The sequence below is a fragment of the Mesorhizobium sp. M1B.F.Ca.ET.045.04.1.1 genome (assembly GCF_003952465.1).
Lineage (GTDB): Bacteria > Pseudomonadota > Alphaproteobacteria > Rhizobiales > Rhizobiaceae > Mesorhizobium > Mesorhizobium shonense.
On sequence record NZ_CP034448.1, the window covers coordinates 4,618,924 to 4,633,867 of the forward strand.

14 protein-coding genes and 1 pseudogene are annotated in these 14,944 nt (G+C 63.1%); 6 read left to right on the forward strand and 9 right to left on the reverse strand.

What is annotated here, in order from left to right; genetic code table 11:
* Positions 1-204 precede the first annotated feature (204 nt).
* The 4 genes from EJ071_RS22680 to EJ071_RS22700 all read left to right on the forward strand — a co-directional run bounded on the left by EJ071_RS22680 (position 205) and on the right by EJ071_RS22700 (position 3,938).
* Positions 205-576, forward strand: coding sequence for a response regulator (locus EJ071_RS22680; RefSeq protein WP_027166515.1), 372 nt, complete (start codon positions 205-207; stop codon positions 574-576).
* Between the two features lie 21 nt (positions 577-597).
* Positions 598-1,971, forward strand: coding sequence for a PleD family two-component system response regulator (locus EJ071_RS22685; protein WP_126099870.1), 1,374 nt, complete (start codon positions 598-600; stop codon positions 1,969-1,971).
* 951 nt (positions 1,972-2,922) lie between these two features.
* On the forward strand, positions 2,923-3,564 hold the full coding sequence (locus EJ071_RS22695) for a hypothetical protein (protein WP_210211880.1): 642 nt from the start codon (positions 2,923-2,925) through the stop codon (positions 3,562-3,564).
* Entirely contained in the window at positions 3,561-3,938 is a 378-nt protein-coding gene (locus EJ071_RS22700) for a hypothetical protein (RefSeq protein WP_126099871.1), read from the forward strand. Before EJ071_RS22695 ends, EJ071_RS22700 begins: the two co-directional genes overlap by 4 nt.
* A gap of 106 nt (positions 3,939-4,044) precedes the next feature.
* On the opposite strand, the gene rpmG is transcribed toward EJ071_RS22700, so the two are convergent.
* The 9 genes and pseudogenes from rpmG to EJ071_RS22745 form a co-directional block, all read right to left on the reverse strand.
* Positions 4,045-4,212, reverse strand: a complete 168-nt coding sequence (rpmG, locus tag EJ071_RS22705) for a 50S ribosomal protein L33 (protein WP_006201775.1) — start codon at positions 4,210-4,212, stop codon at positions 4,045-4,047.
* Positions 4,213-4,369: 157 nt separating this feature from the next.
* A complete protein-coding gene (locus EJ071_RS22710) occupies positions 4,370-4,732 on the reverse strand; it encodes a nuclear transport factor 2 family protein (RefSeq protein ID WP_126099872.1) in 363 nt (120 codons plus the stop codon).
* A 36-nt stretch (positions 4,733-4,768) separates the two neighbouring features.
* The gene (locus EJ071_RS22715; protein WP_126099873.1) at positions 4,769-5,230 is read right to left on the reverse strand and encodes a hypothetical protein; all 462 of its coding nucleotides are present in this window, start codon (positions 5,228-5,230) and stop codon (positions 4,769-4,771) included.
* Positions 5,231-5,444: 214 nt separating this feature from the next.
* Positions 5,445-6,620 (reverse strand): MFS transporter, encoded by a 1,176-nt coding sequence (locus EJ071_RS22720; RefSeq protein ID WP_126099874.1) that lies wholly within the window; start codon positions 6,618-6,620, stop codon positions 5,445-5,447.
* Positions 6,621-6,640: 20 nt separating this feature from the next.
* The gene (locus EJ071_RS22725; protein WP_126099875.1) at positions 6,641-7,381 is read right to left on the reverse strand and encodes an NUDIX hydrolase; all 741 of its coding nucleotides are present in this window, start codon (positions 7,379-7,381) and stop codon (positions 6,641-6,643) included.
* Between the two features lie 193 nt (positions 7,382-7,574).
* Positions 7,575-8,021, reverse strand: a complete 447-nt coding sequence (locus EJ071_RS22730) for a DUF983 domain-containing protein (RefSeq protein ID WP_126099876.1) — start codon at positions 8,019-8,021, stop codon at positions 7,575-7,577.
* A complete protein-coding gene (gene rnr, locus EJ071_RS22735; RefSeq protein ID WP_126099877.1) occupies positions 8,021-10,327 on the reverse strand; it encodes a ribonuclease R in 2,307 nt (768 codons plus the stop codon). Before rnr ends, EJ071_RS22730 begins: the two co-directional genes overlap by 1 nt.
* Positions 10,328-10,333: 6 nt before the next feature.
* Positions 10,334-12,893 (reverse strand): annotated as a pseudogene (gene topA, locus EJ071_RS22740) (type I DNA topoisomerase).
* A 237-nt stretch (positions 12,894-13,130) separates the two neighbouring features.
* The gene (locus tag EJ071_RS22745) at positions 13,131-13,508 is read right to left on the reverse strand and encodes a hypothetical protein (RefSeq protein ID WP_126099878.1); all 378 of its coding nucleotides are present in this window, start codon (positions 13,506-13,508) and stop codon (positions 13,131-13,133) included.
* Between the two features lie 165 nt (positions 13,509-13,673).
* Between EJ071_RS22745 and EJ071_RS22750 the strand changes: the two genes are divergently transcribed.
* The gene (locus tag EJ071_RS22750) at positions 13,674-14,420 is read left to right on the forward strand and encodes a cytochrome c biogenesis CcdA family protein (RefSeq protein ID WP_126099879.1); all 747 of its coding nucleotides are present in this window, start codon (positions 13,674-13,676) and stop codon (positions 14,418-14,420) included.
* Between the two features lie 81 nt (positions 14,421-14,501).
* The gene (locus tag EJ071_RS22755; protein WP_126099880.1) at positions 14,502-14,939 is read left to right on the forward strand and encodes a nuclear transport factor 2 family protein; all 438 of its coding nucleotides are present in this window, start codon (positions 14,502-14,504) and stop codon (positions 14,937-14,939) included.
* Positions 14,940-14,944 lie beyond the last annotated feature (5 nt).

The following is a 14,944-nucleotide window of genomic DNA, read 5'->3' on the forward strand; positions in this document are numbered from 1 at the left end:
CTCCGCAGTAATGGCAAGCGTCGCTTGCGGCAAGTCTCAGCCGCTTCAGCTCCTGCACCCGCAGATGGAATCCCGGCGCTTTTCCAACGTCCGGTTTCCGTTTCGTCAATGATATTGGCGTAGAGTGAAAAAGGGTTGGGTGCGATCCGGAAGGGACGCATAACGGCGGTCTTCGGCTTCGAAGGCGGTCGGGACGGGAAATTGATGGCTAAGAAGGTCATGATCGTCGAGGACAATGAGCTCAATATGAAGCTCTTTCGGGACCTCATCGAAGCCAGCGGTTACGAGACGGTCCGCACGCGAAATGGCCTGGAAGCGCTGGACCTAGCGCGCCAGCACCGGCCGGACCTGATCCTGATGGATATCCAGCTGCCCGAGGTGTCGGGCCTGGAAGTGACCAAATGGCTGAAGGAAGACGACGAATTGCATTCGATCCCGGTGATCGCGGTCACCGCCTTCGCGATGAAGGGCGACGAGGAGCGCATCCGCCAGGGCGGATGCGAGGCCTATATTTCCAAGCCGATCTCGGTGCCGCGCTTCATCGAGACGATCAAATCCTACCTGGGCGATGCCTGATGCCGAGCCGGAGCCTTTGAGATGACCGCGCGGATCCTCGTCGTCGATGACATCCCCGCCAATGTGCGGCTGCTGGAGGTTCGGCTGCTGGCCGAATATTTCGAGGTGCTGACGGCCGGCAACGGCCCGGACGCCATCGAGACCTGCGAGAACGGCAAGGTCGATGTGGTGCTGCTCGACGTGATGATGCCCGGCATGGACGGGTTCGAGGTCTGCAAGCGGCTGAAGAGCGATCCGGCGACCTCGCATATCCCGGTCGTCATGATTACCGCGCTTGACCAGGTATCGGACCGGGTGCGCGGCCTCGAGGCCGGCGCCGACGATTTCCTCACCAAGCCGGTCAACGACCTGCAGCTGATGACGCGGGTGAAGAGCCTGGTCCGGCTGAAGTCGCTGACCGACGAGCTGCGCCTGCGCGCCTCGACCACGCGCAACATCGGCATCGAGGAATTGCTCAGCCGCAACTTCGCGACGGAAGACACCAAGCCCAAGGTGCTTCTGGTCGACGAGCGCAAGTCGTCGATCGAGCGCATCCGGAAGATGCTGCGCGGCAGCGCCGAGCTCGATGTCGCGACCGATCCGAATGCCGGCTTCTTCCAGGCCGCCGAAACAGCCTATGAGTGCGTGCTGATCTCGACGGCTTTCGCCGACTTCGATGCGCTGAGACTCTGTTCGCAACTGCGCTCGCTCGATCGCACCCGCTTCCTGCCGATCATCCTTTTGGCCGACGAGGGCGAGGAGGGCCGGATCATCCGCGGCCTCGAACTCGGCATCAACGACTATCTGACACGGCCGATCGACCAGCACGAGCTGACGGCGCGCCTGCGCACGCAGGTGCGGCGCAAGCGCTACAACGACCAGCTGCGCGCCAGCGTTACCCAGACGATCGAGATGGCGGTGACCGACGGACTGACCGGTCTGCACAACCGCCGCTACCTCGACAGCCACCTGCAGACACTGTTCGACCGCGCTGTGGCGCGGCGGCGACCGCTGTCGGTAATGATCACCGATCTCGACCGCTTCAAATCCATCAACGACGCCCACGGCCATGATGGCGGCGACGACGTGCTGCGCGAATTCGCCAGGCGGCTGCGCAAGAACGTGCGCGGCATCGATCTCGCCTGCCGGTTCGGCGGCGAGGAGTTCGTCGTGGTCATGCCGGACACCGATGGGCTGATTGCCGAGAAGGTGGCCGAACGCATCCGTGCCGAGATCGCACAGCTGCCATTTGCAATCGGAACCGAAGGGAAGACGATTGAAGTGACAGTCAGCGTGGGCGTGTCATCGGTGCTGAAAGGAGCCGATACGGTCGCGGCGCTGATGAAGCGTGCCGACCTTGCGCTCTACGAGGCCAAGAGCGGCGGCCGCAACCGGGTTGTCGCCAAGGCCGCCTAAAGCGCGTCGCTATCCTTCAGATCGCTGGATGCACTTTAGGTTTGATTTTACGCACACCTTTGTCCCGAAACCGGTTCCCACTTTCGGGAGACATGCTTTTGAAGCGCGTTGCGCTGAAACGGATTCAGGCGACGCGTCTTAGGCCTTTTGATTTATGCATGCCGTTTTCTCAAAGCCGCCACATACTTTTGAGCGATATGCATTGTAGAGGCAGCTAATATCCGGTCATCCGGCAAGGTTAGGAATTTACCTTAACCCAAGCGATTCGCGAGCCGTGGTTAAGAAATGGTTGATTTTCATACGTTCTTGCGCAAATCTGCTTCGCATAGACCGAAGACGAAGCCGGCACGAGGGTAGACTGCCCGGCTCGATCCGAAAAATACCCCATGATGCTCAGGTCCGCCGCATCTCCTGGGTCCGTGGGGTCGGCCGGCCGGCGCTGGCACATAGTGGCCTCCTCGTACCGCTGCCAACCGCCGACCGGCCCCCTTTTTTCCAAAAGATGACGTCAGGCTCCAGCCAAAGTCCGGTATCCGGGCCTTCGGAGACTTGAAGCCAAACGCGCCGTTGTCGACGGGCGTTGTGAAGAATTGCCCGATCGGATCGATCGCAAGGCCGCGCGGGATCGTGCCCTGGTCGCTGCCGAGCAGCAATTCCGCTGGTAGGAGCCGGGCAGCCTCACGCCCTCTTAGAGCTTGAGCGCGACATCGACCGAGCCCTTCGACCCGCACCACCCGACCGGCCCCGAACCAGGCATCCCGCTGATATCGGACCACTCACAGTGTGGCGTTGAGCCAGTCGCCGTCGAGATGCGGGTGACACGGGAAATCTAGGCTTCCGCAAGCCGGCTAATTTTTTGATCCACGTCAATAAAGGCTGTGTCCGTCTCTCTATAATGATCAACTAAATTAGAAAGCAAAAACGGAGGGGGTAAAGGGAAGGAGACAATCGATGGAAATCACCACTCGCGATCTGATGACGGTGCTGCATGGAATGGGTTTCGGCGCCCTTTTCATGCTCGCATTTTCCGGCGCCATTGCCGGTCTCTATAGAATGTCAGCACCAGGGGCGCCGCCAATGAGCACAAGGGAACAGTCGCTGCTCAACTTTTGGCTTGTTGCGATGGTGGTTCTCTCCTGGCTCACTGTGTTCTCCGGCGCCTACAGCGTCTATCCATGGTATCGCGCCGTTCCACCGGCCGGGGTGACCGATCTTTCGAGCTATCCGCGGAGCCTTCTCCTGTCGAGCCCGAGAACATCTGAGTGGCATTCTCTCGGCATGGAATGGAAAGAGCATGTCGCTTGGCTGGCGCCAATAGCAATGACCATGGTGGCCTATGTCACCATGAAGTACGGACGAGCGATCGTTCAACACCGGAGCATGCGCATCTCGGTGCTGGCCTTTGCGGTCGCGGCCTTCTTCGCGACGGGCGCAGCCGGTGCGCTGGGTGCGTTCCTCAACAAATACGCTCCCGTCCGCGGTGGCCAATCGATCGTATTGATACAAGGAGAGCAGCCGGAGGGAGCGCAAGCACCAGCCCAAACACCTGGAGTGCAGCCATCGGCCGCGCAGCCTGAAGGAGAACAGCCATGACCATTTCGCAGAAGCCGGTCGTCGGCCAAAGTCAACCCGTGGAAACGATCCCTGAAAGCATACCCAATGGTCCCGGGGCGGCAGCCATTCTGGCTGCAGGCATCGGTTGCGCCGCCATCGGCATCCTGGCTCTCGCCGGCGACGCATCGAAGGCCATCAACAGCTTGCTGACCTTCTACAAGCCGTCAGGAGCACTTTCCGGGGTAACGACCGTCGCCATCATCGTCTGGCTGGTGGCGTGGTTCATCTTCGCCCGGCGTTGGGGATACAAGACAGTGGCAATGGGCAGGGTCAATGTCGCCGCGTTTGCGCTGCTCCTTGTCGGGATTCTCCTCACCTTCCCACCGATCATGGATTTCCTGCAAGGGAAGTAGGGAGCCAAGCCAGCGGTACCTGCTTAGGTTGCCGCGAATCACAAATGCCGCCAAACAAAAACGCCGCCCGAGTGGGCGGCGTTTCGGCATTTCAGGATGAACCAGATTACTTGATCTTGGTTTCCTTGAATTCGACGTGCTTCTTGGCGACCGGGTCGTACTTGCGGAACGACAGCTTGTCCGTCTTGGTGCGGCTGTTCTTGCTGGTCACGTAGAAGAAACCGGTGTCGGCGGTCGACAGAAGCTTGATCTTGATGTTTGCGGCTTTGGCCATGATGTTCGTCCGTTAATGTTCGTGGAGTTTTGGCCGCTGGAGCACGGGGAAAACACCCGGACGCGGGAAACTTGGCGCGACACATAAAGAACGCGCCCGGAAAGTCAAGCCCGAGGGCTCTCGGGCGGTGTCTTGGCTTCGAGTGCCGAGCCTTAGCTCATGGGAGAATCGACGGCTGATCGATCACCCACAGCCATGTTCCGTCACCTTGCCGGCGGGCAATTTCCACAGTCACGGTACCATCGTGAAGGCGCGTGGAAGTGAACGCCAGATCTCCGTTGACGATAGCCGGGCGCTGATCACCAAGCTCAAACCTCTGCCCGGCTGCCACCAACTCAGCGTAGAACGCGCGGATAGCATCCCTGCCGCGGGCCAGCTGTCCGCCGCCGATATCGAGGACGGCATCGGGCTCGTAGAGGGCCGCCATTCCTTCGGCGTCTCCCGCCTGCTCGCGAGAAACCAACAACCGCGCCAGGTCCTGAGGATCGCGCGCCGGCACGCGGTCTGCCTCGTCATTCATAGGCAACTTCCTCCGGCGGCGAACTCGGCTCCGATGTCACTCGGCGGCTATCGTTTCCGGGCGCGGCGCGGTCTTCCAGTCGCCTGTCGTGTTCCACCAACGGTTCGGATTGGCGCGGTCGTCGAGGCCCTTGGAACGGCTGGTCAGCAGCGGCTGGATGCGGATGACCGGCTCCTGATAGGAGTGAGCCTGGAATATGGCCTCGACGACGCGCGCGGCAAGCCCCTGGTCGTCGGGCAGTTCGAACGACACCTCGACCGTGCCCGGCCGCCGGCGCAATTCGATCTCGGCGCCCGCGGCAGCGCCTTCCAGCGGCCGGTAGCGCTCTATGCCTTGCGCCGACTGGTAGGCGTTGCCGTCATATTCGCCCATGCGCAGCGGCGCGATCGCCACCACGGCCTCCATGATGCGCTCGACATCGGCAGCCGGCGCCTGGAAGGTGACGAGCAGAAGCAGTTCCATCCTGAGGGATTTGGTTTCAAAGCCGCTGTCGATCATCCGATCTCTCCTCGCTATACCTGCATTGGAGCGAGGGTATAGCAGGGGTGCTGCTGACACGGTGATGTCAGCATAGCCCGATGACCGGCGATATTTCTCGCTAGAGCCGGATGATTTCAGGTCGAGTCGACCTGAAATCTGAATCCGGCTCTAAATCAAAGAGATAGAGCATGATGTCGTCCGAAAACCGCTTCACACTTTTCGGCATCATGCTCTAGAGAATCTTTCGCACCAACCGGACCAAGACCAGGAGCATATAAGCGGCAAAAAACAACGCGAGCGACCAGCCGAAGCCCGAGGGGCCGAAGGCGTCCATGCCGATGCCGATCGCCTGTGGGCCGATCACCATGCCGACGCCATAGCAGAGCACGAAGGCGGCGTTGGCGGAGGCGAGCTCATGGCCGGAAAGCTGCGAGCCGAGATGGGCAAGCCCAATCGTGTACATGGCGGCGACCACGCCGCCCCAGACAAACAGAAGAGCCGCCATCAGGTGCCAATTCTGGGCGAAGAAAGGCATGAAGACGGTGCCGATGAGCCCGACCGTGGCGCAGGCCAGGAGCAGATAGCGGCGGTCGGAGATGCGGTCGCTGATCATGCCGATCGGGATCTGCAGGAGCACGTTGCCGAGGCCGATCATGGTGAGCAGCAGCGCGGCGTCGGCCTCGGAATAGCCGATCCGGTTGCCGTAGACGGGGAATAGCGAGAAGCCGCCGGTCTCGACGGCGCCGAACACCAGCACGGCGAAGGTCGCGGTCGGCACCAGCCAGACGTAGCGCAGGAAATGGCTGGTTTCGCCGTCGGCGACGATCGCCGGGCTCTCGTTGCGGGCAGCGAGCACCGGAATGGCCGCGAGCGTCACCAGCGCTATGGTGACGCCGAACGGCAGGAAGCCGCTCGAGCCGAGATGGGCAAATAGCCAGGGGCCGGCGGCGAAACCCAGCGACAGCACCGTGGCGTAGATGCCGAGCACTAGGCCGCGACGATGCGGCGGCGCCGAGGTGCTGATCCAGAATTCCGACAGGATGAACAGCACCGTCAGCGAGATGTGCAGCGCGACGCGCAGCGGGAACCACATCCAGAAGGCGGGCGCGAAATGGAAACCGACGAAGGCAAGCGCGCCGGCGGCAATCATCAAAAGCATTGTCCAGGCGACGCCGAGCCGCATGGCGAGCGGCGTGGCAAGCGGCGCGCCGGCGATCGAGGCGAGGCCGGCGACCGCCGTGTTGAGGCCGATCATCGAGGCCGAGTGGCCGCGCGTTTCGAGGATGACGCTGAGCAGCGGCATGCCGAGGCCGATAGCGATGCCGACCACGCTGATCGAGGAGATCGCCGCGATCATCGGCAGCCAGTGTACGCGTTCGTCGCCCTTTTGCTGGGTATCGACCGTCATGGGATATGGATGCTCTGTTTCTAAAGGACTTCGCGGACGAAGCGGTTTCGGACGAGCCGGAAGAACGGCACTGCGCCGCCCGGACGCAGCAAGGGATCGTGGGCGAGCCGCTTTTCCAGTTCTTCCAGGATCATGCGGGTGATGTCGGGAATGTCGGCCTTGCGGGCTTCCGCGAGCGGCAGCCAGACGAGCTCTTCCAGCTCGTTGGTCGGGCCGCCCTCCGGCAATTCCACGGCGACGTCCTCGCGCCAGGCGCTGAAGAAGCGGGTGTCGAAGCGACGCACGCGGTTGGGCGGAGTGATGGCGCGGGCGATGAAGCGCAAGGCATCCAGCGACGGTATCACGCCGTGTTCGACGAAACCCTGCCAGTCGCGCTTGGCGGTCGCGAACGGGCCCTTGCGGCCGATCAGCAGGCCGGCTTCCTCGTAGGTCTCACGGATTGCCGACAGGGCGATGGCGCGCGCCCGCGCGGTGCTCGCGCGGCGGGGACCGCTGGCAAGCCTGGTTTCTTCCTCGCGGTGCAGCGGGGCAGCCACCGGAATGCGGCTGTCTGCGGGGTCGGTTCGGCCGCCGGGGAAGACGAATTTTCCGGGCATGAAGGCGTGGCCGGCATGGCGCCGGCCCATCAGCACCAGAACGTCGCTGCCGCTCCGGTCCAGCAGGATCAAGGTTGCGGCATCGCGCGGACGAAGCGGCCGACCGCCGTGCACGGCCAAGCCTTTATCGAGTTTATCGACATCCGCCTTGGTCATTCCTTCCATGGGCTCGACCTAGCGGAAACTTCTCGAATGCGAAAGTGGCTTGCGGGTTCGTATCTTTGCACCAGCCTCGGACGAAACGTCGCTGCTGGAGCAATTCCAGGAAAGGTGCGTAGCAGTTTTCCGCGGTTTTCCGTCCGGAATTGCGTAAAAACCAATGTTTGGAGCGGACGGCGTTGGCTGAGCCGCTCCAGGCCTAGGAATGCGGTTCAAACTCGTCCTTCTCGCCGCCGAAGCCGTGCATATAGAGCGCCCATTGCAGACCGATGACGGCGCCCTTGACCGGCTGCAGCAGCGCGATGGCCAGACCAAAGGTCAGCGGCACCCAGATCAGCGCGTGCTGCCACAGCGTGAGCGTCGAGGTCGCCTCCACACCCATGAAGGCGCCAACCACGATGTGGCCGACGATGACGATCACCAGATAGGCGGGAAGGTCGTCGGCGCGATGGTGATGAAGCTCCTCACCGCAGACGCTGCATGTGTCGACGGACTTGGTGAAGGCGTAGAACAGCTTGCCTTCGCCGCAATGCGGGCAGCGGCCGAGCATGCCGCGCTTGATCGCCGTCCACAGCGGACGCGCGGCGCGGCCGGAGTGATTCTCGCCGCCGAAAACCCGTTGTTCCATACCAAATTCCTTTGGCATCACCTTCTCCTGCCGCGAGGCCCGAAACGCGACTGCGATGCGCGGGCGCGGCCCTTGGCCTTGTGGAACGACCGTCGCGAGCCTGGCAGCGGCTTCGGGTCGCTCAGCATCTCGAAACGCATCGCGCCGGCCATCGGCGCGACCTCGAGCAGCCGAACCTCGACGCGGTCGGCAAGCTGGTAACCCTTGCCGGTGCGTTCCCCGAACAGCGATCGAGCGGTTTCGTCGTAGATATAGTAGTCGCCGTTCAAACTTGACACCGGGATGAAACCATCCGCGCCGTATTGCGGCAATTGGACAAAGAGTCCCGCCTTGGTGACGCCGGAGATACGCGCGTCGAAGGTGTCGTTGATGCGCTCGGCCAGGTAAGCCGCGATCAGCCGGTCGACGGTATCGCGTTCGGCGGCCATGGCGCGGCGTTCGGTGGCCGAGATGAGTGCTGCGACTTCCTCCAGCCGGTCGGCCTCCTGCTGGGTCAGGCCGCCGGGACCGAGGCCGAGCGCGGCGATCAGTCCGCGATGCACGATGAGATCCGCATAGCGGCGGATAGGCGAGGTGAAATGCGCGTAGCGCCTGAGATTAAGCCCGAAATGGCCGATATTCTTCGGCGAATATTCGGCCTGGCTCTGCGAGCGCAGCACCACCTCGTTGACCAGCGCCTCGTTGTCGGCGCCGCGCACGCGCTCCAGAATGCCGTTGAACTGCCCTGGCCGCATCTGCGCGCCGCGCGCCAGCGACAGGCCAAGCGTTTGCAGGAACTCGCGCAGCGATTCCTGCTTGGCCAGAGAAGGCGCGTCGTGAATGCGAAAGACGAGAGGCTCCTTCTTGCCTTCGAGTGTCTCGGCGGCCGCGACGTTGGCCTGGATCATGAACTCCTCGATGAGCTTGTGGGCGTCGAGGCGCTCCGGCACGACAACGCGGTCGACGGTGCCGTCGGGCTTGAGCAGGATCTTGCGTTCCGGCAGGTCGAGCTCCAGCGGCTGGCGGGCATTGCGGCCGCGCTTCAGCACTGCATAGGCGTCCCACAGCGGCTTCAGAACGCTATCGAGGATCGGCCCGGTCTTGTCGTCCAGCACGCCGTCGATCGCCGCTTGCGCCTGCGGGTAGGCGAGCTTGGCCGCCGATTTCATCATGACGCGATGGAAGGAGTGCCTGAGCTTGCGGCCTTCCGCGGAAAAGGTCATGCGCACGGCGATGGCCGGACGATCCTCGCCTTCGCGCAGCGAGCAAAGATCGTTGGAGATGCGCTCGGGCAGCATCGGCACGACACGGTCCGGGAAATAGACCGAATTGCCGCGTTTCAGCGCCTCGCGGTCGAGCGGCGTGCCGTAGCGGATATAGGCGGCGACATCGGCGATCGCCACGGTGGCTATGACGCCGCCCGGGTTTTTTTCGTCCGTGTCGGGCGTGGCGAAGACGGCGTCGTCATGGTCCTTGGCGTCGGCCGGGTCGATGGTGACCAGCGGCAAATCGCGCCAATCCTCGCGGCCGGCAAGCGTCGCGGGCTTCGCCGCCTCGGCCTCGGCGATCACGTCGGCCGGAAAGATGTGCGGGATGTCGTGGGCGTGGATGGCGATCATCGAGACCGCCTTCTCGCTGGTCAGCGAGCCAAGCACCGCCAGCACCTTGGCACGCGGCAGGCCGTAGCGCGACGCGCGGGCCGGCTCGACCTCGACCAGATCGCCGTTTTTGGCGCCGTTCTGGAATTCCTTGTCGACGATTAGTTCGGGCTGGCGCCGCTCTACCGGTTCGATGCGGAAAGAACCGTCCTTCAGCACGCGGAAGACGCCGAGCACCGCCTCGCTGCGCTTCTCGAAGATTTTCATGACCCGCCCGGTGTAAGCAGGGCCGGATGGGTCGTCGGTCCGGAAGGTCTTGGCGAGCACGCGGTCGCCGATGCCGGGGACAGGGCCACTGGCGCCGCGCGACATGCGGATGGCGATGACGGGCGGCGAGCCTGCGCCGGTATATTCGCTCGGATTGGCGAGCAGCACGCCATCGGCGTCGCGACCGACAATGTCGAGCACGGCGACGTGGGGCAAGGCGCCCGCACGGGTGAGGCGCTTACGTTCCTTGGTCAGCAGGCCTTCGTCCTGAAGGTCGCGCAGCAGGTCCTTCAGCCAGATGCGGTCCTGGCCGCGCAGCGCGAAGGCCTTGGCGATCTCGCGCTTTCCGGAGCGATCGGGATTTTCGGCGATGTAGCGCAGGATTTCGTCACGCGAGGGCCGGTAGTCGTCCTTGACCTTGGCCCGGGTGTCGGCGCTGCGCGGATCGCCGTGGCTTCTTCCGGAGATCCTGCGCGCCACGTCCTGCTATCCTTTCTTCGCCGCCCGGCGGAACGGCTTCTTGCCGCCCCCGCCCTTGGCTTCCTTCTCGGCGATCAAGGCGAGCGCCTCTTCCATCGTCACCGACTGCGGGTCCTTGCCCTTGGGCAGCGTCGCATTGACCTTGCCGTAGTTGACATAGGGGCCGTACTTGCCGTCGCGCACGACGATCTTGCCGCCGCCGTCGGGATGGTCGCCAAGCTCCTTCAGCGCCGCGGGGCCGTGGCGCCGGTTGCCGGCCCTTGCCCTTTTGCTGCTTCTCGGCGATCACCGAGACGGCGCGGTTCAAGCCGATCGAGAAACGGTTGCTTTCGAGATTCGCATAGGTGCCGTCGTGCAGCACGAAGGCCGTAGCGTCCGAGGCCGGCCGAAATCATCTTGCCGGTCTCCGGATGCTTGCCGACGTCGCGCGGCAACGACAACAGCGCGATCGCCTTCTCATGGTCGATCGATTCTGCCGTCCAGCCCTTGGGCAGGCTGGAACGCTTGGCGTCCTTGCCTTCGCCGCGCTGGATATAGGGGCCGAAGCGGCCGCTGCGCAGCGTGATCTCCTCGGCCGTGTACGGATCCTTGCCGAGCAGCCTGACGCCGTCCTCGCCATTGCCGTTCTCGCCATTGGGATTGGCGGCGTCGCCAAGCTGACGGGTGTAGGAGCATTCCGGATAGTTCGAGCAGCCGACGAGGCGCCGAACTTGCCGAGCTTCAGCGACAGGTTGCCTGAGCCGCATTTCGGGCAGATGCGCGGGTTCGAGCCATCTTCGCGCGCCGGGAACACCAGCGGGGCCAGCTCGTCGTTGAGGGCGTCGAGCACGTCGGCGACGCGGAGTTCCTTGATGTCGTCGACGGCGCCGGAAAAATCCTTCCAGAAGTCGCGCAGCACGTCTTTCCAGGCGAGCTTGCCGTCGGAAATCTCGTCGAGCTTTTCCTCGAGCGAAGCGGTGAAGTCATATTCGACATAGCGCTCGAAGAAGCTTTCGAGGAAGGCAGAGAGCAGCCGTCCCTTCGCCTGCGGCACCAGCTTGCGCCGGTCGATGGCGACGTAGTCGCGGTCCTCCAGCGTCTTCAGGATTGCCGTGTAGGTCGAGGGCCGGCCGATGCCGAGCTCTTCCAGCTTCTTGATCAGCGACGCCTCGGAGTAGCGCGGCGGCGGCTCGGTCGTGTGCTGAGTGGCGTTGATTGCCTCGCGGGCAAGCTGCTCATCGGCTCGGATCTCGGGCAGGCGGCGGCTTTCCTCGTCCTCGGCGTCCTCTTCCTTCTGGTCGGTATAGGCGGCAATGAAGCCGTCGAAGCGCACGACCGAGCCCACCGCGCGCAACTCGGCGGTGCGGGCGCCGTTGACGGCCTCGATCTCGACCGTGGTGCGCTCGATCTCGGCCGGCTGCATTTGGCTGGCAATGGCACGCTTCCAGATCAGCTCGTAAAGCCGCGCCTGATCGGCATCGAGATATTGCCGGACCGATGCCGGTGTGCGCTTGAAATCGGTCGGGCGGATCGCCTCGTGCGCTTCCTGGGCATTCTTGGCCTTCGTTGTGTAAAAACGGGGCTTTTCAGGCAGGTACTTTGCGCCGAATTCGCTGACGATGGCATCGCGCGCGGCCTCGATCGCCTCAGGCGCCATCTGCACGCCGTCGGTTCGCATATAGGTGATGAGACCGGCGGTCTCGCCGCCGACATCCATGCCTTCATAGAGCTTCTGGGCGACCTGCATGGTGCGGTTGGCCGAGAAGCCGAGCCGCGAGGACGCGGCCTGCTGCAGCGTCGAGGTGGTGAAAGGCGGACCCGGATTGCGCTTGGTGGGCTTGGCTTCGACCGACAAGGCCTTGAAGGTCGCGCCTTCCAGCATCGCCTTGATGTCGTCGGCCTGCGCCTTGTTGGCGATGTCGAGTTTTTGCAGCTTCTTGCCGGCATAGGCGGTCAGCCTAGCCTCGAAGCTGTCGTTCCGCGGCGTGTTGAGGATGGCGGCGATCTGCCAGTATTCCTCGCGGATGAAGCGCTCGATCTCGGACTCGCGGTCGCTGACGAGGCGCAGCGCCACCGACTGGACGCGGCCGGCGGAGCGCGCGCCCGGCAGCTTGCGCCACAGCACCGGCGAGAGCGTGAAGCCGACCAGATAATCGAGCGCGCGGCGGGCGAGATAGGCATCGACCAGCGGCGCATCGATCTGGCGCGGATTGGCCATGGCTTCCAACACCGAAGACTTGGTGATGGCGTTGAAGACGACGCGGCTGACCGGCTTGTCCTTCAGCGCGCGCTTCTGCCTGAGCACTTCCAGCACATGCCAGGAAATCGCCTCGCCTTCGCGATCCGGGTCGGTGGCGAGGATCAGCCCGTCGGCATCCTTGACCGCCTTGGCGATGTCGGCGAGGCGCTTGCCGGAGGCGGTGTCGACCGACCAGGACATGGCAAAGTCCTCGTCGGGACGCACCGAGCCGTCCTTGGCCGGAAGATCGCGGACATGGCCGAACGAGGCCAGGACCTTATAGTTCTTGCCCAGATATTTGTTGATTGTCTTTGCCTTGGCCGGCGATTCGACGACGACGACGTCCATGAGGTCTCTTATCAGCTGTGAGGCGGCGGAAGAACTCCGCGGCGCACGACGAAATCCCACTCTTTTCGTCGCTCACATGGCCGTGCTTTTGCAATCGGTCAAGGGGAAGGGCCCAATTTGCGGACCCGGCGCAAGCGATACACTCTAAGAGTGTATGGCGAAGATCACATTTTTGGGGAGGAGATGGGATGGCTGACTGCCGGCCAAAGATCCGGCAGCCAGCCCGCCCAAAAGAAATCAATCGGCCGCGACGACGTGCCAGGCGCCGGCGACGCCTTCGCCGGTCATATCGCCGGCCTTCTTGTCTTTGACGAAGGTGTAGACCGGCTTGCCGTCATAGGCCCACATCTTGGTGCCGTCGGTGCGATCGACGATCGTCCATTCATCATCCGCCTTGGCGCCGGCCTCGGCCTTCAACGGCGGCCAGTTGGCGGCGCATTTGTCGTAGCAGTTGGATTTGCCCTTCTCGTCCTTGTCATAGGTGTAAAGCGTCATGCCCATGGCATCGGTATAGATCTTCTTGCCGCCGACTTCGGCCTCCTTCCACGCCTCGGCGGCATGGGATGCGGCCGTGCCAAGCAACAGAGCCGCGAATCCAAGCGCAATCGATTTCATGATAAACCTCCCTGAGAACAAGCGCGGCAATCGCGCGCCCGTTCAGTCAACGCACAGGGGAGGCCGTTTCTTCCTCGGCCGGGCGACCACGTGCCACACAATGGTGATTGGCACGAGGGCTCCGGCATCGCTATATCGGCGCCAGCACAATCGGGGTCTTATGAGATGGCATTGGACATCGGCTATGTCAGCGCGGTCGGGGCAGGGGCGATCTCGTTCCTGTCGCCTTGCGTGCTGCCGCTGGTACCGCCCTATCTCTGCTACATGGCGGGCGTGTCCGTCGATGATTTCCGCGGCAATCAAGGCATGACGGCAAGTGACGGCACGCGTGGCGCGCTGCTTTATGCCTCTTTGGCCTTCGTGCTCGGCTTCTCGACCGTCTTCGTCGCGCTCGGCGCAGGCGCCTCGACCATCGGCAGGCTGCTGCGCGTCTGGCAGGAACCGCTGGCGATGGTAGCGGGCGCGCTGATCATCGTCATGGGCCTGAACTTTCTCGGCATATTGCGCATTCCGCTTTTGTCGCGAGAGGCGCGCTTCCAGTCGCAGGGCAAGCCCGCCAGCATGATCGCCGCCTATGTCATGGGACTGGCCTTCGCTTTCGGCTGGACGCCCTGCATCGGCCCGGTGCTGGGGCCGATCCTGACGTTAGCCGGCGGGCGCGAGACGGTGGGCGAGGGCGCGTTGCTGCTCGCCGCCTATTCGCTGGGCCTCGGCATCCCCTTCCTAGTCGCGGCGCTGTTTTCCGGCGCCTTCATGCGCTTCCTCGGCAAATTCCGCGTCCATCTCGGCCGCGTCGAGAAGGCGATCGGCGCGCTGCTGGTGGTCGCTGGCGTGTTCTTCCTGACCGGCGGAGTGCAGAGCGCGTCGTACTGGCTGCTCGAGAATTTTCCGGCGCTGGGGAGGCTGGGGTAGTTCCGCCAGCGCAGGAACGATGACCGAGCGGTCGCGTTGGTCAGCGGAATTCGTGTGTTTGCGACTTTCGTGGGGAGCGAAATGATATCCAAGACAGACGCCGAGACGTTCTTCAAGACGTATGAGAAGGTCTACAACGATGCGATCGCCGGCAACGTCAATCTAAACGACGTTGCCGGAAACTACTCGACCGGCTTTGTCTCGGTGACGCCCGCAGGGGTCATGGTCGGCGAGAACGGCCAACAGTTGAAAGACATTATGAAGAAGGGTTTTGAGGCCTATCGCGCGATGGGCAGCAAGAAGATGACCTGCAAGGAGGTATCGGTAACGCCGATCGACCAGGACCATTGCGTGGCCAAGGTGCAATGGTCGGGCGAGTATGAGCGCAAGGACAAAAGTCCCGTGACCATCGATTTCGAGGTCGATTATCTCCTAGAACGGCGCGACGGTAGCCTGAAGGTATTTGGCTGGATCGCCGGCGACGAGCAGGCGGAATTCAAGAAGCACGGCTTGGCGTAGGGACG